The following is a 17,017-nucleotide window of genomic DNA, read 5'->3' on the forward strand; positions in this document are numbered from 1 at the left end:
GTGTTTTTCCGACTTCTCTCGGGATGCCGACCGGCCGCCCCTTTGTGCGGCACGGCCGGTGATCAGGACCGCCGGTTAGCGCGGTCCGTTGTCGAGCAGGTTGATCGTGGTCGTGACGTGAACGATGTGCCGCCATCCGCGCCGGGCAGCCAGGACGGCGGCCGGGCTGACACGGAAGCCTTTGCTGTGCACAATGGTCAGTAGCTCGGCATCGATGACGTCCTGCCGGAGTTCATTTAGCCAGGACAGGCGGATGGCCGGGCCGGAAGGCAGCCGCAGCCGCTCGGTGATCCTGCCGCCAAGCGCGCCGGCCACCAGGATTGAACCGACCCCGACCAGCACCAAGACGTCGACGGGGGCTCCGGCGTTGGCCACGACGAGGGAGGGGACGAACAGTGCGATGATGAGGCCGATCCGCTGCATCAGTGCCCGCAGTAGCTGGCCTTTGGTCCGTCGCCGCGCGGTCAGCGAGGTCAACTCCCGGTCGGAATTCCGCTGCGCCCTCAGCCGCCACTCCTTGGCGGTCCCGAGCAAAGTCCTGACGTTGGCTTCCGCAACCTTCAATTCCGCCGGGTATTCGTTCCGCAGGTCCACGAGTAGCGGATCCTCCCGGTCTGACCACTCCTGGGCAAGGCGGTGATTGATTGCCGCGGCAAGATGGTTCAGTCCCATCCGCGCTGCCGAACTTATGGGAACCTTCGGATATTCATCGGCCGCTTCAAACCCGCCGGCGTTCCGGCCTTCCGCCAGAATCCCATAGCGGGGTGAACCATCCGTCATGACGTAGCTGCTGACGACCCGAGCGCCGGCATGCACTGCGGTGGATTCAATGGTTGGGGACATAGGAGAGGCCTTTCGGGCTGAGATTAGGGTTCAGGCACCGGGTGAACGGCGTCTGTATTGGCTCTCCCCCCACTCTGCAGGGCCAACTCTAAATTAATGATGGCACACCTTCGGCCCTCGCACACATTGCGCCCGCAGACCGTGATACCAGCACAACAGCGGATCAACGCGAAAACAAGGTTCTTACGCAAGAAGTTGAACATTGTTCCCGCCCTGCACGCGTCGCCCTGCACGGTCCCCGCCCTGCAGGGCCCGCCTCCTCAAAGGCAGCTCTTTGCAGCCAACGGGACGCAGCTCTTGCAGCCAACGGGACTCAGGCGGCCAGCACCTCGATTTCACCGGGTTTTGCGGCGTTTGACGCGAAAACGAGCCGCCGGTTGGCAATCTTGTCGGTAAAGAACCGGTCGTGGCTGACCACCACCACAGCGCCCGGGAAATGCAGCAGCGCCCGTTCCATCACCTGCGTGCTGGACAGGTCCAGATGGTTGGTCGGCTCATCCAAAAGCAGCACCGAGGCGCCGGAGAGCAGGCACTGCGCCATGGCCACGCGCGCCCGCTGCCCGCCGGACAGATTCCCGATCCGCTGCGCGAGGTCGGCCTCGGAGAACTGGAACATCGCCAGGAACCTGTTGACCGATTTTTTCGTCGCGGTCAGTGCCAGGCTGTCAGGCATCGCATTGACCGCATGGGTGACCGTGTCGTCGTCGTCGAGCTCCTCCAGCACCTTGTTGTAGGAGACCAACCCCGCGCCCTTCGCCCAGACCACGTCGCCCGAATCCGCCTGCTCCTCCCCCGTCAACACCCGCAGCAGCGTGGTCTTGCCGCTGCCGTTCGCGCCCAGCACCACGATCCGGTTGCCCCGCCGGATCTCGAGACTCAGGTCGTTGAACAACAGCTTTTCACCGTAGGCCTTGGCGAGCCCCTCCACCCGGCACAGCACATCCTTGACGTGCAGGCCGCCGTATATTTCGGTGATGATCTTGTCCACCGGCCGAGGTGCGCGGGACTTTTTGATCTTGGCCAGCTGGTTCCCCAGGCCCTTGCCGGCAGCCTTCGCGGCCTCGCGGCGGTCCGAAAGTCCTTCCGCCTCGAGTGCCAGGAGCTCGGACTCGTGCACGAACTGGCTTTCCAGGGTCTTGAGCCGGAACTGTTTCGCCACCACGTACTCGCCAAAGTTGCCCGGGTACTCATGCAGGTGGAAGTTCTCCACCTCGATAATGCGGGTGACGACGGCGTCAAGGAACTTCCGGTCATGCGAGACAATGATCGCGGCACCTTTAAAAGTCCTGAACCAGCTTTCGAGCCATTCGACGCCGGCGACGTCCAAATAGTTGGTGGGCTCATCCAGCAGCAGCACATCCGGTCCCTCGAGCAGGATTTTCGCCAGGGCTGCACGATTGCGCCAGCCACCGGACAGCTCATCGATGGCGCAGATACGGTGGGCTTCGTTGAAGCCGAGCGTGGTGAGCACCTTGTCGATGTTGCGCTGGTAGTCCCACCCGTCGAGCCGGTCCATATCCTCAAACAGCTCGGACTGGCGGTGGATCAGCCGGTCAAGTTCCGCAGCATCCGAGGGGTCCGCGGCGATGGCCGCGTCGATTAATGCCAGTTCGGCTTCGATGACCTTGATGTTGACGAACAGGGCGTCGAGGACTTCCCAGATGGTGGCGGCGCCGTTCAACTCGGAGAACTGGGAGAAGTAGCCCACCTTGGTGCCAAGCTCCAGAGCGACAGTCCCACTGTCCGGGGGCAGCTGGCCGAGGATCAGCTTCAGAATGGTCGATTTACCGGAGCCATTCTTGCCGATCAGCCCGACGCGGTCCCCTGGCTCGAGCCGGAAAAACGCCTCCCGCAGGACCTGTACATTATCGAAGCGGACGCTGACGTCGTTCAGCCGGATCAGGCTCATTGATGCAGTCCTATCAAGGGGTGTTCTGGCGGCCGGAGTACCGTCCGTCACCGGTGCGTTCTGCGGGCAATTCCGCGGTCGTTGCGGCCCGACCAAGACCGCGGCTCGCTGTCGGCAGGAGCTGTATGGCCACTGTTGATTCTACCGGCACAGGATTCTCCCCGACAGCAGCCGACAAATGCACTCCGCCCGTCCACCCGGTCGTGGATAGGGCTGGCAGCTGCGCAATACTAGACAGATACCCCATGGGGGTATAAGTTCGGCAGTACCGACCATGACGTCACGGCCCCGTCGGCCGGCACGCAATGAAGGTCCTCACCCCCACGGTCCAGCGGAGCGCCTGCTGAATTGACCCGACGCTCCCGGTCCGGCCGGCCGCCGACGCGGTCTCGTTCCAGGTCTCCGGCATGGCCTGCGGCCGCTGCGTCTCCGGCATCACTGAACAACGGCAGGCCCTCGACGGCGTTGCGGACGGCCGTCGAGGAAGCCGGCAACCGGCTCGCCGACGCCTGAACACCGCACCGAGCCAAAAGGAGAGTCGTGAACACCCCGCATCACGACCACACGACCACACTGGAGGACGAGGTCCGCGAAGAGTCCCGTACCGCGGTCCGGGAACTGCAGGAACGCGGAGTGAAGGTCGCCATGATCGCCGGCGACGCACGCCAGGTTGCCGACGCCGACCTGGGCATCGACGAGATCTTTGCTGAGGTCCTGCCCCAGGACAAGGACAAGAAGGTCCTGGAACTGCAGCACCGCGGGCTGAAGGTCGCCATGGTCGGCGACGGCGTCAACGACTCCCCCGCCCTGGCCCGCGCCGAGGTGGGCATCGCCATCGGTGCCGGCACCGACGTCGCCATGGAATCGGCAGGCGTCGTCCTGGCCGGCAATGACCCGCGCTCCGTGGTCTCCATGATCGAGCTCTCCAAGGCCAGCTACCGCAAGATGATCCAGAACCTGATCTGGGCCACCGGCTACAACATCGTTGCGGTCCCCCTGGCCGCGGGCGTGCTCGCCTTTGCCGGCGTCGCCATTTCCCCGGCCGTCGCGGCAATCCTGATGTCGATCTCCACCATCGTCGTGGCTCTGAATGCGCAACTGCTGCGCCGCCTCGACCTGAACCCAAGCCGAGTCCGGTGAGCACGGTCTGCGCCTGTACGCACCGTTGCAGGGCTGACAGACAGCAACCAACTTTGAAGCGCACAACATTATGAAGCGCTACCTTTCGATCTCCGCTCTGGCCCTAGCGGCCGCGATCACCATGGCCGGCTGCGGCTCCCCCACAGGCACCAATACTGCCGCCGCCCGCCACCGGCAGCAGTTCGAGCAGCATGCCGGGCATGAATATGGGCGCCCAGTCTTCCCCGCCGTCCGCGTCCGCGCATAACAGTGCCGACGCCATGTTCGTGCAGATGATGATCCCCCACCACGAACAGGCCGTGACAATGAGCGACATGATGCTGGCCGAGGACGGACTCGATCCGCGCACCAAGGAACTCGCCACGCAGATCAAGGCGGCCCAGGCCGCGGAAATCACCAAAATGACCGGCTGGCCAACCGCCTGGCATGAAGGACCTGCTCAACACCCGCTGATCTCCCGCTGATCTCCGCTGATCTCCCGCTGATCTCCCGCTGATCTCCCGCTGCCGGCCTTACCATGGGGCGAGGCAGAAGCCGCGCCCCATGCCCCGTCTCGTGCCCGCCGGCTATTTCAGCCAGTTCTCCGTGCCGGCGTGAGCCATCGGGTGTGAAACTGTCGAACCACGTATCACGAGAGTGCTTTCCAACATCACATGCGGCTGATCCACGACGCCGCCGGCCATGAGCCGTCGTAACCACTCACCGGCCGTGGTGCCCAATTCCCTCGCGGGAAGGTGAACCGTGGTCAGTCCCGGATTACTGGCGGCCGAGTACGGCAGATCATCAAATCCGGTGACGGCCAATTGGTCAGGGATCCGCACACCCTGTACCCGCGCTTCCTGCACCACGCCGTAGGCGTGCGTGTCAGTGCAGCACACGACGGCGGTCACACCCGATTGCTGCCACGCCGGCCAGGCCGCGGCGAATGACATCGCGGCAGCTCCGACGTCGACCGTTGTGCTCGCGAGCGCGCCCTCCGGCACCGCCATGCCAAGCTTGGCGGCCTGGTCATAAAAAGCTTCGCGCCGCACCCGGAAAGTCTCGGTGCCGGTCACGCTGTCCAGGTACGCAACCGTGCGGTGACCGGCGGAGGCCAGATGATTGGCCAGTTCACGTGCTCCGTGGCCGACATCAAAGTTGACCGACGGCGCTTGGCTGTCGATCCCTGGCGCATCCAGCAGCACCATGGGGCCGGTCGCTGACAAGGCCGCCAGGAAATCTGCATTCGGGGCATCCACGAGGAATCCGGCCGGACGCAGGGAGAAGAGTTTCCGGATGTCGTCCGGATGCGGCGTCTGCCCGGCGTCGGTGACGGATAGCAGCAGCTGGAATTCCTTCCCCATGGCAGACCGAACGCCTGCAATGACTTCAGCGAAGAAGGGGTTGGAAACATCGGGGGCCACCAGGATCACGATGTTGCTGCGGCCCTTCGCCAGGGAGCTGCCAATGCCGTCGACGACGTAGCCGAGTTCCGCTATGGCCCGTTCCACCTTCGCTATGTTCTGCGTGGAAACCCTGCCGGCGGTCTTGCCGTTTGTCACCAAGGACACCGTGGCGGTGGACACGCCAGCGAGGGCCGCCACCATGGCGGCCGTGGCGCGGGGGCGGCTCTGCGATGGGACGTTGGTACGTGGTTCAGTCTCCATCCCTCGATCGTATCGTCAGCCAGGCGCGTCGCACGCCCACTAAACGTCAAGCGCTTGATGCATTTCACATTAAGCGCTTGACGTGCGCGCGGCGGGGTGCCAGAATTCTGGAGATGACCCTGCGGCCCCAACGCTAACGGCCCCCATGACGTGGAGAAAAAATTGAACCCTGAGCCGGAATTAACCTCCGAGAAGTCCCGCACGGCGGGCCTGGACACCTTCGACGCCCGCACCCCCCGAAAGATCATTTTGGATTGCGACCCCGGCCACGACGATGCCGTCGCCATCCTGCTGGCTCACGGCAATCCGGACATAGAGCTGCTCGCGGTAACAACCGTCGTCGGCAATCAGACCCTGGAAAAGGTAACCCGCAATGCGTTGGCCGTGGGCACCATCGCCGGCATCACCGGGGTTCCGTTTGCGGCCGGCTGCCCGCGGCCGCTGGTGCGTAACATCGAGACCGCGCCGGACATCCACGGGGACAGCGGCATGGACGGCCCGGTTCTGCCGGAGCCCACCATCACGCTCGACCCAAGACACGCCGTCGACCTCATCATCGACACCATCATGGCGCACGAGCCCGGCACGGTAACCATTGTCCCCACCGCAGGGCTGACCAACATTGCCCTGGCAGCCCGCAAGGAACCGCGCATCGTGGAGCGCGTGAAGGAAGTTGTGCTGATGGGCGGCGGCTATCACGTGGGCAACTGGAGCGCCATGGCCGAGTTCAACATCAAGATCGACCCCGAGGCCGCACACATCGTGTTCAACGAAAAGTGGCCGGTGGTGATGGTGGGCCTGGACCTGACACACCAGGCGCTGGCCACCCCGGACGTGGTGGCGCGGATTGAGGCCGTGGGTACCAAACCGGCCAGGTTCGTCATGGAGCTGATGGAATTCTTCACCAAAACCTACAAGGACGCGCAGGGCTTCGACTACCCGCCGGTGCACGACCCCTGCGCCGTGGCCTACGTGATCGACCCGTCCGTCATGACCACGCAAAAGGTCCCGGTGGACATTGAATTGAACGGCACGCTCACCCTTGGCATGACGGTTGCGGACTTCCGGGCACCGGCGCCCGCGGACTGCAACACCTCCGTTGCGGTAAAACTGGACCATCAGAAGTTCTGGGACCTCGTCACCGACGCGCTGGTCCGGATCGGGGATGTGGAAGCATGAGTACCGCCTTCAGCCGCACCAAGTCCAAAGCCGGCAGCGTCACGGCCCTGATGGTGGCGCTGCTGGCCGCCTGTATCGCCTTCCAGCTCAACGCGTCCATGCTCAGTCCCGCCCTGGTCACCATGGGCGAGGAACTGCACATCAACCAGGCCGTGATCGGTCTGTCGCAGACCTGGTTCTTCACCGCGGCGGCGCTGTTTTCCCTGTTCCTGCCCCGCCTGAGCGACATCATCGGCCGCAAAAAGGTGCTGTTGGGCATGATGATCATGATGGCCGCCGGCTCGGTCATCTCCGCCGTTGCCCCAGACGTCACCTGGTTGTTCGTGGGACGCATCGTCCAAGGTGTCAGCGGCCCTACCGTGCCGCTGGCCCTGATCATGCTGCGCTCCGAAGTCACCGACGCCAAGAAATACGGCGGACTGATGGGCCTGATTACGGCGGTCAACGGCGGCATTGCCGGCATTGACTCGTTCGTGGGCGGCTTCTTCGCACAGCATTACGGTTTCCGCAGCATCTTCTGGCTGATGGTGGTCCTCGGAGCGGCCGCCGCCGTGCTGGTGGCCTTCCTTTCCCGCGAAAGCAAGCCCGGCGAGGGCACGCGGATGGACTGGCGGGGCGTGTTCTTCATCGTCGTTGCGGTCGGTGCCCTGCTGACGGCCCTCAACCAGGCAACATCCCTTCTGGGCGCCTACTCGACCGACACCCTGGTGCAGACGATCGTCCTGGCGGTCATCGCCGTCGTCGGCTTCCTCTTGTTCTGGAACACGGAGAAACGCTCCAGGCACCCGATGGTGGAAATGGTGCACCTGCGCCGGCGCGCCACCTGGGCCACCCTGCTGACCACCACCTTGACCATGACCGGCATTTTCGCCGTGATCAACGGCATTGTGCCCGCGTTTGTGCAGGCGGCGGATCCCGGCTTCGGCATCGGCGCCACCGAAATGTCGCTGCTCATCCTCACCCCGTACGCCCTGCTCGGCTGGGTCTTCGGCCCGATCACCGGCCGGCTGGCGCCCGTGCTCGGCTACACCCGGGTGCTGCGGATCGGCCTGATCGGCGCCCTGGTGGCGCTGGCCGTGATCGGTTTCTTTGGCCTGCACAACCTGGGCCTGATGATTGCCGGCACGGTGCTGCTGGGGATTATGTATGCCGGCACCGTGAACATCATGCTCAACGGCCTGGGCGTGGTGCACTCCCCCGAGGGCAACCCCGGCTTCCTGCCCGGGATGAACGCCGGCGCGTTTAACCTGGGCGCCGGCCTGAGTTTTTTGGTGCTGCCGGCGATTCTGGTGGCCGCTGGAACCATGGGCGTTGTGGCGTCCTACACCACGGTGGTGATTGTGGCCCTGGTGATCACGGCGCTGGCGCTGGCCTCCTCGCTGCTGATTCCCAAGCCGGTTGACGCCGAGGTCCACGCTTAAATGCCCGCACCTGCCCGCACCCAGCCCGCACCTGCCCGCCACCGACAGCCTGGAAAGGCACGCCATGACTTCCCGACGCATCATTGTGGCCGGTTCGCTGAACGCAGACCTGACCATTTACTGCGACCGCCTGCCGCTGCCGGGCGAGACCCTGCACGGGACCGGTTTTGCCGTCAACGCCGGCGGTAAGAGTGCCAACCAGGCCGTGGCGGCCAGCCTGGTGGGTGGTTCGGTGACGCTGATCGGCGCGGTGGGCGACGACGCCAACGGGGCGATGCTGCTGGCCTCCACTGCGGCCGCCGGGGTCGATGTCAGCCGCGTGCGCTGCACCGCCGGGCCCACGGGTGTCGCGGTGATTTCCGTCGACAGCCACGGGGAGAACTCGATCATCATCTCCGCCGGTGCCAACGGCAAGCTGGCTCCGGAGCAGATGGACGCGGACTCGTTTGCCGGTGCCGCGGTGGTCTGCCTGTGCCTGGAAGTGCCGCTGGATACCGTGCAGGCCGCGGCGCAGGCAGGGCACGACGGCGGCGCCACCGTTTTGCTGAACCTCTCACCCTATGCGTCCATTCCGTCCGAACTGGCGGCGCTGACGGATGTGCTGCTGGTGAATGCGCACGAGGCCTCGGAGTTCCTGGACGGCTTCACACTGCCCTCCGCGCAGGACCCGGAGTCCGAGTGGGAACCCGCCGTGGCCAGGTTAGCCGCGCGCGGCCTGTCCCGGGTGCTGGTCACGCTTGGTTCGCAGGGTTCCGTGGTGCTGGATTCCACCTCGCCCGCGCGCGTGGCGCGCATTGCACCCACCCGGGTTGACGCCGTCGACACCACCGGCGCGGGCGACGCATTCACCGGAGCTGTGGCCGCCCGCCTGGCCGCCGGTGATTCCCTGCTGGCGGCCGCCCGTTACGCCTCCGTGGCCGCGGCCATGGCGGCCACCAAGAATGGCACCCAGGCGGCCTATCCCACGGCGGCGGAGGTTGCGGCCCGCACTGCTTCGGGCGGGAGAACGACTTCTTCCCGGTCGTAGAGCCGGGCGAAACCGTCCGCTGAGCGCAGGCGTAGAGTGAAAAACATGCCAGCGCAAAGCCCAGCCCAGCCCACCACGTACCTCGGACGCACGGGAGTGGAGGTCAGCCGCCTCGCCCTCGGCACCATGATGTTCGGCGATTGGGGCAACAAAGATCACGAAGCTTCGATCCGCATCATTCATCGCGCCCTTAATGCTGGCATCAACTTCATTGACACCGCTGATATCTACTCGTTCGGGGAGTCGGAGGAGATCGTCGGCAAGGCAATTGCCCAATCCGGCAGGCGCGAAGATATCATTTTGGCCACTAAGTTTTTCAACGGCATGAAACAGCAGCCTAACTATCGTGGCGGTTCGCGCCGCTGGATTATCCGCTCGGTCGAAGACTCCCTGCGCCGGCTCGGTACCGACTACATCGACCTCTACCAGATGCACCGTCCCGATGAGCACACCGACATCGAGGAAAGTCTCGGCGCCCTCAGCGATTTGGTCGCCCAGGGAAAGGTGCGCTACATCGGCTCGTCCACGTTCCAGCCATCGCAGGTCGTCGAGGCCCAATGGACTTCGCGTGAGCGCCACCTGGCACGCTTCGTCACGGAGCAGCCACCCTACTCAATGCTCACGCGAGGCATCGAGGCCGATCTGCTGCCGACTACGCAGCGGCACGGAATGGGGACCCTGGTCTGGAGCCCGCTAGCGGGCGGATGGCTCAGTGGCAAGTTCCGCAAGGGACAGGATCTGCCGGCCACCCATCGCAGCGATCGCGATCCTGGTCGCTACGACCTGGGCAACCCCAAGATAGCCGCCAAGTTCGACGCCGCGGACAAGTTGGGCGGACTTGCCGACGAACTGGGCATCCCGCTCGTGTACCTCGCCATCGCGTTCGTGCTGCGTCACCCCGCGGTCACGAGCGCGATCATCGGGCCCCGGACCATGGAGCAGCTCGAGTCACAGCTGGATGCCGCTGCGCTCGAGCTCGACGCATCCACCCTCGACCGCATCGACGAAATCGTGCCGCCCGGGGTGAATGTGAACCCCGATGATGCTGGTTTCAGCAATTTCTGGTTGACGCCCGAGCTCCGCCGGCGGTGACCTGCGCGTCGGCACGGAAGTGTCTCTCCCCGGGAGCAAAACCTCCGCCGCGTCGACGTCCAATCCCACCGCACTGTGTCAGAGGATCTGTACTGTTTAATTGTGTGGCCAGCCGATCCCCCAATACGGCTGGCCACATCTCTTTTGCGGCCGCGAATGCCGTACCACCAGAGTTCTGAGCCATGACTCTAATCGAAGGACCGAAGGGGTTGCCGCCGCCCCCAAAAATAACGCCGGCACATTCGGACGTCCGCGGATGCCGAACTACTTTCCCATCGAACCCGCAGCCCCCAAAGAAGAGAATAGACCAATGACGAGTTAGAAACAATATGGTCATCCGGTTTAATCTGGTCATTCCCATGCCATGCTTGTCGAATCTGGTGTTGCCGGATTCATCGCCGGATTCAGCAGTCCCGACAACCACATCACGTCCATCGTCGAACTCGCAGTGGAGAACGAGGTGGTCCTGGTGCGCCCATCCCGAGGTCTCACGCCCGGGTGGCAGCCTTCGCCGGTTTCGAACTGGAACCATCACCGGAAATCAGTCCGGACAGAGCCTTCAGATCCTCGTGAAAATCTTCATGCACAATCCCGGGGAGCAGGATCGCCCACATTTCTTCGATGCGCAGCATGACGTCCGCGCGGCGGGTCAGTACGTCGGAGACCATTTGAACCCCGGTGAACGACGCCACGATGAACCGGGCAAATGCAGCAGGATCCACTCCGGAGCGAATGTGACCTTCCTTCTTGGCCTGATCCGCCAAGTCTTCCATCGTGGCGATCCAGTCTTCATAAGGTTCCGGCATGGGGGCACCGAACGCCGTCGCTTCAAAGGTCAGGCGGATGCCAGCCCTGACAACGAGTTCATTGACGAGCTGGAGCCCGAAGGCACGGCACATGAGGATCATCGTCACCAGTGCCGGACGGTTCTCGTTGAGGAGTTCTTCGCTGTACGCACGGGCCATCCGGTGCTGCTCCTCGATAACGGCCTTGGCCAGCACTTCCTTGGATTGGAAATGAAAGTAGAGGGCTCCCTTGGTCACCGCTGCGGCGTCCGACACCTGGGTCAGGCTGGCATTGCCGTAGCCGTGCTCCTCAAAGACCGCCGCTGCACCGGCAAGGATCGCCTCACGTGTGGCCTTTGCTCGATCCTGAAGGACCATTGATGAACCTCCCCCCTAGTCGGATGTCATGTTTGCCTGACCCTCGATCATGAACTCTCCGGTGGGAGTCAAATTGCCGCCCGGCGAGGATCCTTCCGCCCGGTGCCTCCGGTTTCATCGGACGCCTGGATCTCCAGGCCCTTCCGAAAACGCGACGACGCCCCTCCTTGCGATCCTAGCAAGACGGCCGACCGGGCCGCCCGGTTCCTCAGCAGGTACCGGATAAGAGCCTCAACACTGAACGACTGTCACCGGCAATCAAGGGAAGTGACAACGACGCCGGCCGCCACCGTGCGCGGATGGCTGCTGAGCTGTAGCTCTGGTCCCGGAAGACGGAATCACGCCGGTTGTCGAAATATGCGCGCCGCGCGCAGAAGCGCATAGCGCGGGCACGGCCATCCGGCAGGGCATCCGTTGTACGCGCCGGATTTTTGGAATATGACCTAGCTCTTGGGCCGGTTCGGGATGTACTGCAGTGCCCACTTGTTGCCGTCGGGATCAACATCGGACACAGGGACAAACACAAGTTCAAGTTTCCAGTCCATGCGCCACAGGTTAGTCGGCAGCGCTGGAGACCGGTAGGGGGTGGCACCGATGTTTTTGACGGCAGCGCACCCGTGCGGCCGGATTCTCGAGACGTTCCCATCCGCTGGCCTAAAACAATATCTCCAGGTCTGCCCAATTGAGCTGATTACCGTTTCCTGCTCCATCCCGCGCACCTGAGGAACTAGTGACCCTTGAAGGCTTCAGCGAGCCACCAGGAACCGCCGTCGGACGCTATTTTGGCATGCGGCAATGTCCGTGTCGGGGAACTCCACGGTGGAGGTATCAATGCCTGGTGCGGCGAAGTGATGCACCTCGGCTCCGTAGGCGGCATCGTTGTAGACCAGGCAGACCAGTGGCAGAGACAGGCGCACTGCTGTTTCCAGCTCCGAAATGCCCATCAGGAACCCTCCGTCACCGGTGCCGAGAACCGGCAGCCTCCGGGCTGGGCCATGGCGGCACCGATGGCCGTATAGAGTCCAAGCCCGATGGCATGAAAGGACTGGGTGAAACAGAAACCGAATTCGTCCGGAACCGAGAGGTACTGGCTGGGGTAGCCCATGAAGTTGCCGGAATCCACGGAGACGATCCGTTCAGCAGGCAGGAGTTCATCAAGCCTCGCGCTGAGAACCCGGGGGTCCATTCGGTCTGCCGTGGAAAAGTCCTCGATGGGCACATCCCGCCACTGTGACTCCGGGGCAATTCGACGGCGGATTTCCTCCGTGCGGCACTTCTGCTCCGGTCCGCCGCGCCTCCGCCATCGTGGCCACGCCGCCTTCGTGGGATGCAGCGCGTTGGCGGTGAACGACAAGCCCATCGTACAACGTACGGAAATGCGATAGGCAAAGGAGATGATGGTAGAAAGAATGGAAAACCCACTGCACGAATCGCGGACGATATGAAGGCAGATGAGACGCCGATCGTTGAGCGTGGTCTCTTATCCATATCGGAGGAGGCATCGGAGCTGGCCCGGCGACGTTCGGCCGTGATCGCCCCGTTCGCCGCGTTGGGAACTGTGGGAAAGCAAGCTGCTGATGATGCTGCCGAGCAGTTGGGTCTATCACGACGTCGGGTCTACTCGTTGGTGACGCGGGCGAGCGCCGGGGGATTCTTCGTAAGCGAGAAAGTACCGCCATGCAGGCTCGAACCATATGCCCATATGAACGAGTATGCTGGTATGCATGAAGACGACCCTGAACTTGCCAGACGCGCTCTTTGACGCATTGAAGCGGGCGGCGGCAACCGAAAAGCGCACGGTCACGAGCATCGTGGAGGAAGCGCTCCGGCAACGACTTTCGTCCGCTCAGCGCTACGCGGGAAAACCGCTTCAGCTCCCGACATGGAACGGCAAGAGCGCGGACGGCTATCTCGTCGATATCGCGGACCGGGAGGCACTGTGGGCGACTATGGATGAATCCGCGTGATTCTCGTCGACGTCAATGTGCTGGTGTACGCGTTCGACTCGGATGCACCGCAGCACGAGGCATATGCACCGTGGCTCGCCGAAGCGTTGGGGGGAGCCGTGCCGACCGTAGCAGAGGAGTTCGCGCTTCTCGACACCGTCCTATCCGGGTTTGTGCGCATCGTCACGCATCCGAAAATCATGCCGTCCCCTGCTCCCATCAGACGCGCACTTGAATTCGTGAACGCGCTGATCGGCGCTCCTTCCGCGAGATGGTTGCCTGCGTCCGAGTCTTTGTGGCGAGCGTTCGCACAACTGATCGACGTCGATCGGGCCGTCAAGGGCAACCTGGTGCCCGACGCCTACATCGCCGCTGCTGCCATTGCCCACGGGGCTCGTCTCGCGACGGCAGATCGAGGATTCGCCCGGTTTTCAGGATTGACCTGGTTCGATCCTGCGGACGGACAGCGCTGACGTGCGTCGCGGTCAGTTACTGAGGCCGCACCTGGATATCCTCTTGACAGCCGCAACTTGTTGTTGCTCAGGCGCCCGAAGCAATGCCAGAGATCAACCCGCTATTATACCAGCTCCGGGGCAGACTTTGGGGGGTTGATGGGGACGGCGAACCTACCTTTGTTGCCAGCCGTAGGGAATCGCTTAGCCCGGTCACCGGCATGGACTGACTGCCGGGTTCTGGTTTGCGGACAGACGCACACTAATCGCTGCAGGCTACGGTGAGTGTAAGTTGAGTCTGAATTGCTTGTAGCCATCCAGTCACTCTTGGCCGAAGTCGCGGACGACACACGGACACGAAAGTCTGCTGGCTTAACTAGATACCCCGCTGCGGTCCAACGACCGTAGTCCGACGGCCCCTTCCGGGGGGCCGTTTTTTTTCTTCCCCACGTCGGTGGCCGGATACTGCGTCGCCAACCATTGCTGGTCCCGATCTAAGGCAAGCCGGTCAGGACCAGGCGACGACGAGGCGGGCGATCTGGTCCGGGATCATGACGTCGATCCCGGTGAGCTCCCGGAACCGCCGCAGCCGGTTCATCAGCGTATTGCGGTGGCAGAAGAGCTGTTCCGAGGCGGCGCCCACGCTGCCGGTGACCGCGTAGGTCCGGACCGCTTCGACAAGTCGTTCGCGCTCCGCTCCCCCACACCGGGCCAGGGCGGTGTCGACGTCGGCGGCGATGGGGATCCCGGCCTCGGCCAGTCGCATGCGGGCGATTCTCGCCCACGCCCGCTTGAGCATTAGGGCCCCTTTGTCGCGGTCGCTGATCAGGCTGGCGAGATCCCCGGCGATGCGGGCGGATGAGGCGAGCGCCGGTAGTCCCGCCACGTTTTCGACCAGACCGCAGCGCAGATGCCGGATCTCTTCCGCGGCCTCGTGCACGGCCGAACCGGGGCGTTCATCGACGGGCCAGAAAGCCACCAGTGCATCCCCCAGAGGATGGGTGAAGATCTCGCTGCCCCGCCGCGCCGCATGGGCGATGACCACGCGCAGTTGCGTTGCCTCGGTGCCGGCCGCCACCGTAACGTCCAGGGGCGTGTCCGGGTGGAGGCCCAGTTCGTTGGCGATCCGGTCCAGCATCTCCGTTGTGGGATTGACCGGCCCGAAGACCGCGGCCACATAGCCCTGCCGGATCGCCGTCGCCTCGTTGAGGATGCGCTGCTGCTCGGCCATGTAGATGACCTGCGTCTGGCTGGCATAGGAGTCGACGACATGCCACACAATTTCGGCGTGCCGCACCAGCAGGGCCGCGTCGGCTTCGTCGGCCTGGGCAGTCAGCTCGCTCCAGAGCACCGAGAAGTCCAGGCGGATCGCGGACATGAGGGACTCGACCGGAATACCGGCACGGGCTCGGGAGACCCCCACCTCGGTGGCGATGCGCAGCCGTTCGGCCTCCATCCCCGCGGAATCGACGTCGTGCCGCAGACTCTTGATCAGGGCCGCGAACGACGTTGCCGCGGTCCTTCGGATTTCGCTGGCCGGGAGCGGCGCCTTTCGGTAACTGGGTATCTGCAGGACCCGGTCCAGGAAGGTGCTGGTCAGGGCCGCCACCAGGAGCCGGTCCAGCAATTCATGCCAGCGCCGCGCCTCGGCCCCGTCGGATCCCACTGTTTGGGTCGAATAAAAGTTGCTCACAGTATTAGAATATGTGCTTTTGCACAATGTGTTGCGGAGATTTGGCGACATTCCGTGCCCGTATGAGCTGCGCCACAACGGCAGACTCGGAAGTATTCAATTTCCTGTCCGCGCATCGCCGCTGCCGGACCTGCATTCCCACCACCAAATGGACCTACCGCGGAGATCCCATGACGTATCAACCCACGAATGTTGAAGCCGGAGCGACCCGGACCATCACCGACAAGGAAGCGACCAAGGTCGCCATCGGTGCCATGATCGGCACCGCCATGGAATGGTACGACTTCTTCCTGTTCAGCGCCGCGGCCGCCTTGATTTTCAATGCCCAGTACTTCCATAGCGCCGATCCCACGGCAGCGACCATGGCGGCGTTCGCCACCTTCGGCGTCGGTCTGGTGTTCCGACCGCTAGGCGGCATGTTCTTCGGTGCCATGGGGGACAAGATCGGACGCCGCAGGACGCTGATGGTCACCATCGTCGGCATTGGCGTCGTCACCGGCTTGATCGGCATGCTGCCGACCTATTTTGCCATTGGCATCGCCGCGCCGATCTTGTTGGTGCTGCTGCGCGCCGTGCAGGGCCTCTTCGTGGGCGGCGAATGGTCCGGCGCCATGACCCTGGTCGTGGAAAACGCCCCGTTGAAGAAGCGAGCACGGTATGCCGCACTGCCGCAGATCGGCTCCCCGATCGGAACGATCCTCTCCTCGGGCGGCTTCTTTGCGATGACCCTGCTGTTCTCGGCGGAGAATTTCAATTCGTTCGGATGGCGTATCCCATTCCTGGCGGCGATCCCGATGCTGCTGATCGCCCTGTACATCCGCAGCCGCCTCGACGAGTCCCCGGTCTTCACCGAACTGCTGGAAAAGGGCGAAACAGAGAAGGCTCCGATCCGCACCGTCCTGGTCGAGTCATGGAAGCACATCATTGTGGGCATGGCCGCGGCGCTGCTGGGCGTCGGCGGCTTCTACCTGGTCACGGAGTTTGTCGTCTACTACGGGGTTAAGATTCTGCACTACGATGCCGGCCTCATGCTGCTGGGCGGGATGATCGCCGCCATCGTGGAAATCCCGGTGCTTCTCCTCGGCGGCCGCCTCGGCGAGCGCTTCGGTGCCAGCCGGGTGATCATCTACGGCGGCCTTGTCTCCGCCGTCGTCGCCGTTCCATCCTTCATGCTCATCTCCAGCGGCAACGAGGTGCTCGTGATCCTTGGCATGGTCCTCGCCGTGGCCGCCCTGTCGTTCCCTTACGCTGCCTCCGGAACCGTACTGACCGGCCTGTTCCCGGCACGCACGCGCTACACCGGGGTCGGTTTCGCCCAGAACGTGGCCGGCATGATCAGCGGATTCATACCGCTGGCCGCCACAGGCCTCGTCGCCTCGGCCGCCAACCACTGGTGGCCCGCGGCAGCGATCCTGATCTTCCTGTCGCTCTTCACCGCGGTCGCCGGCATCGTCGCGCCGCGGATGAGCGTGAGCCTGCCCGGCTTCAAGCACTGAGCAACCTTCA

15 protein-coding genes and 1 pseudogene are annotated in these 17,017 nt (G+C 63.7%); 10 read left to right on the top strand and 6 right to left on the bottom strand.

What is annotated here, in order from left to right; translation table 11 throughout:
* Positions 1–75: 75 nt before the first annotated feature.
* Positions 76–843, bottom strand: coding sequence for a hypothetical protein (locus ACLLJI_RS15865; RefSeq protein ID WP_283561380.1), 768 nt, complete (start codon positions 841–843; stop codon positions 76–78).
* A 313-nt stretch (positions 844–1,156) separates the two neighbouring features.
* Positions 1,157–2,752 (bottom strand): ABC-F family ATP-binding cassette domain-containing protein, encoded by a 1,596-nt coding sequence (locus ACLLJI_RS15870; RefSeq protein WP_434614187.1) that lies wholly within the window; start codon positions 2,750–2,752, stop codon positions 1,157–1,159.
* A gap of 540 nt (positions 2,753–3,292) precedes the next feature.
* Here ACLLJI_RS15870 and ACLLJI_RS15875 point away from each other — a divergent pair.
* The 3 genes from ACLLJI_RS15875 (at position 3,293) to ACLLJI_RS15885 (ending at position 4,356) form a co-directional block, all read left to right on the top strand.
* A complete protein-coding gene (locus tag ACLLJI_RS15875) occupies positions 3,293–3,892 on the top strand; it encodes an HAD-IC family P-type ATPase (RefSeq protein ID WP_434614190.1) in 600 nt (199 codons plus the stop codon).
* Between the two features lie 70 nt (positions 3,893–3,962).
* Positions 3,963–4,139 carry a hypothetical protein gene (locus tag ACLLJI_RS15880; protein WP_434614193.1) on the top strand — a complete coding sequence of 59 codons (177 nt, stop codon included), beginning with the start codon at positions 3,963–3,965 and terminating at the stop codon, positions 4,137–4,139.
* Between the two features lie 13 nt (positions 4,140–4,152).
* Positions 4,153–4,356, top strand: a complete 204-nt coding sequence (locus ACLLJI_RS15885; RefSeq protein WP_434614196.1) for a DUF305 domain-containing protein — start codon at positions 4,153–4,155, stop codon at positions 4,354–4,356.
* A 102-nt stretch (positions 4,357–4,458) separates the two neighbouring features.
* Here ACLLJI_RS15885 and ACLLJI_RS15890 read toward each other — a convergent pair whose 3' ends face one another.
* The gene (locus ACLLJI_RS15890) at positions 4,459–5,538 is read right to left on the bottom strand and encodes a LacI family DNA-binding transcriptional regulator (RefSeq protein WP_434614199.1); all 1,080 of its coding nucleotides are present in this window, start codon (positions 5,536–5,538) and stop codon (positions 4,459–4,461) included.
* A gap of 210 nt (positions 5,539–5,748) precedes the next feature.
* Between ACLLJI_RS15890 and ACLLJI_RS15895 the strand changes: the two genes are divergently transcribed.
* The 4 genes from ACLLJI_RS15895 to ACLLJI_RS15910 all read left to right on the top strand — a co-directional run bounded on the left by ACLLJI_RS15895 (position 5,749) and on the right by ACLLJI_RS15910 (position 10,257).
* The gene (locus ACLLJI_RS15895; protein ID WP_434621602.1) at positions 5,749–6,717 is read left to right on the top strand and encodes a nucleoside hydrolase; all 969 of its coding nucleotides are present in this window, start codon (positions 5,749–5,751) and stop codon (positions 6,715–6,717) included.
* Positions 6,714–8,138: an MFS transporter gene (locus ACLLJI_RS15900; RefSeq protein ID WP_434614202.1), complete on the top strand. Its 1,425-nt coding sequence runs from the start codon at positions 6,714–6,716 to the stop codon at positions 8,136–8,138. Before ACLLJI_RS15895 ends, ACLLJI_RS15900 begins: the two co-directional genes overlap by 4 nt.
* A gap of 64 nt (positions 8,139–8,202) precedes the next feature.
* On the top strand, positions 8,203–9,165 hold the full coding sequence (locus ACLLJI_RS15905; RefSeq protein WP_434614205.1) for a ribokinase: 963 nt from the start codon (positions 8,203–8,205) through the stop codon (positions 9,163–9,165).
* 45 nt (positions 9,166–9,210) lie between these two features.
* Positions 9,211–10,257: an aldo/keto reductase gene (locus ACLLJI_RS15910; protein WP_434621605.1), complete on the top strand. Its 1,047-nt coding sequence runs from the start codon at positions 9,211–9,213 to the stop codon at positions 10,255–10,257.
* 488 nt (positions 10,258–10,745) lie between these two features.
* Here the strand turns inward: ACLLJI_RS15910 and ACLLJI_RS15915 are convergent, their stop codons facing one another.
* Together ACLLJI_RS15915 and ACLLJI_RS15920 are read right to left on the bottom strand one after the other, a co-directional pair.
* Positions 10,746–11,420 carry a ScbR family autoregulator-binding transcription factor gene (locus ACLLJI_RS15915; RefSeq protein ID WP_283561373.1) on the bottom strand — a complete coding sequence of 225 codons (675 nt, stop codon included), beginning with the start codon at positions 11,418–11,420 and terminating at the stop codon, positions 10,746–10,748.
* Positions 11,421–12,147: 727 nt separating this feature from the next.
* Positions 12,148–12,705 (bottom strand): annotated as a pseudogene (locus ACLLJI_RS15920) (thiamine pyrophosphate-dependent enzyme); the annotation flags it as partial.
* Positions 12,706–13,144: 439 nt separating this feature from the next.
* Between ACLLJI_RS15920 and ACLLJI_RS15925 the strand changes: the two are divergent.
* Both ACLLJI_RS15925 and ACLLJI_RS15930 read left to right on the top strand, forming a co-directional pair.
* Positions 13,145–13,387 (top strand): CopG family transcriptional regulator, encoded by a 243-nt coding sequence (locus ACLLJI_RS15925; protein WP_434614209.1) that lies wholly within the window; start codon positions 13,145–13,147, stop codon positions 13,385–13,387.
* Positions 13,384–13,839: a TA system VapC family ribonuclease toxin gene (locus ACLLJI_RS15930; protein ID WP_434614211.1), complete on the top strand. Its 456-nt coding sequence runs from the start codon at positions 13,384–13,386 to the stop codon at positions 13,837–13,839. Before ACLLJI_RS15925 ends, ACLLJI_RS15930 begins: the two co-directional genes overlap by 4 nt.
* A gap of 487 nt (positions 13,840–14,326) precedes the next feature.
* Here the strand turns inward: ACLLJI_RS15930 and ACLLJI_RS15935 are convergent, their stop codons facing one another.
* The gene (locus ACLLJI_RS15935; RefSeq protein ID WP_434614214.1) at positions 14,327–15,511 is read right to left on the bottom strand and encodes a helix-turn-helix domain-containing protein; all 1,185 of its coding nucleotides are present in this window, start codon (positions 15,509–15,511) and stop codon (positions 14,327–14,329) included.
* Positions 15,512–15,681: 170 nt separating this feature from the next.
* On the opposite strand from ACLLJI_RS15935, the gene ACLLJI_RS15940 reads away from it, so the two are divergent.
* Positions 15,682–17,007, top strand: coding sequence for an MFS transporter (locus ACLLJI_RS15940; protein ID WP_434614217.1), 1,326 nt, complete (start codon positions 15,682–15,684; stop codon positions 17,005–17,007).
* Positions 17,008–17,017: the final 10 nt, after the last annotated feature.

The organism is Arthrobacter sp. A5 (assembly GCF_051131705.1).
Classification (GTDB): Bacteria; Actinomycetota; Actinomycetes; order Actinomycetales; family Micrococcaceae; genus Arthrobacter_M.

Bases quoted from the DNA above. Each gene is read 5' to 3' on its own strand.
- ACLLJI_RS15870 (WP_434614187.1), bottom strand. From the start codon at position 2,752: ATGAGCCTGATCCGGCTGAACGACGTCAGCGTCCGCTTCGATAATGTA.
- ACLLJI_RS15885 (WP_434614196.1), top strand. From the start codon at position 4,153: ATGTTCGTGCAGATGATGATCCCCCACCACGAACAGGCCGTGACAATG.
- ACLLJI_RS15865 (WP_283561380.1), bottom strand. From the start codon at position 843: ATGTCCCCAACCATTGAATCCACCGCAGTGCATGCCGGCGCTCGGGTC.
- ACLLJI_RS15915 (WP_283561373.1), bottom strand. From the start codon at position 11,420: ATGGTCCTTCAGGATCGAGCAAAGGCCACACGTGAGGCGATCCTTGCC.
- ACLLJI_RS15925 (WP_434614209.1), top strand. From the start codon at position 13,145: ATGAAGACGACCCTGAACTTGCCAGACGCGCTCTTTGACGCATTGAAG.
- ACLLJI_RS15940 (WP_434614217.1), top strand. From the start codon at position 15,682: ATGACGTATCAACCCACGAATGTTGAAGCCGGAGCGACCCGGACCATC.
- ACLLJI_RS15900 (WP_434614202.1), top strand. From the start codon at position 6,714: ATGAGTACCGCCTTCAGCCGCACCAAGTCCAAAGCCGGCAGCGTCACG.
- ACLLJI_RS15890 (WP_434614199.1), bottom strand. From the start codon at position 5,538: ATGGAGACTGAACCACGTACCAACGTCCCATCGCAGAGCCGCCCCCGC.
- ACLLJI_RS15910 (WP_434621605.1), top strand. From the start codon at position 9,211: ATGCCAGCGCAAAGCCCAGCCCAGCCCACCACGTACCTCGGACGCACG.
- ACLLJI_RS15905 (WP_434614205.1), top strand. From the start codon at position 8,203: ATGACTTCCCGACGCATCATTGTGGCCGGTTCGCTGAACGCAGACCTG.
- ACLLJI_RS15880 (WP_434614193.1), top strand. From the start codon at position 3,963: ATGAAGCGCTACCTTTCGATCTCCGCTCTGGCCCTAGCGGCCGCGATC.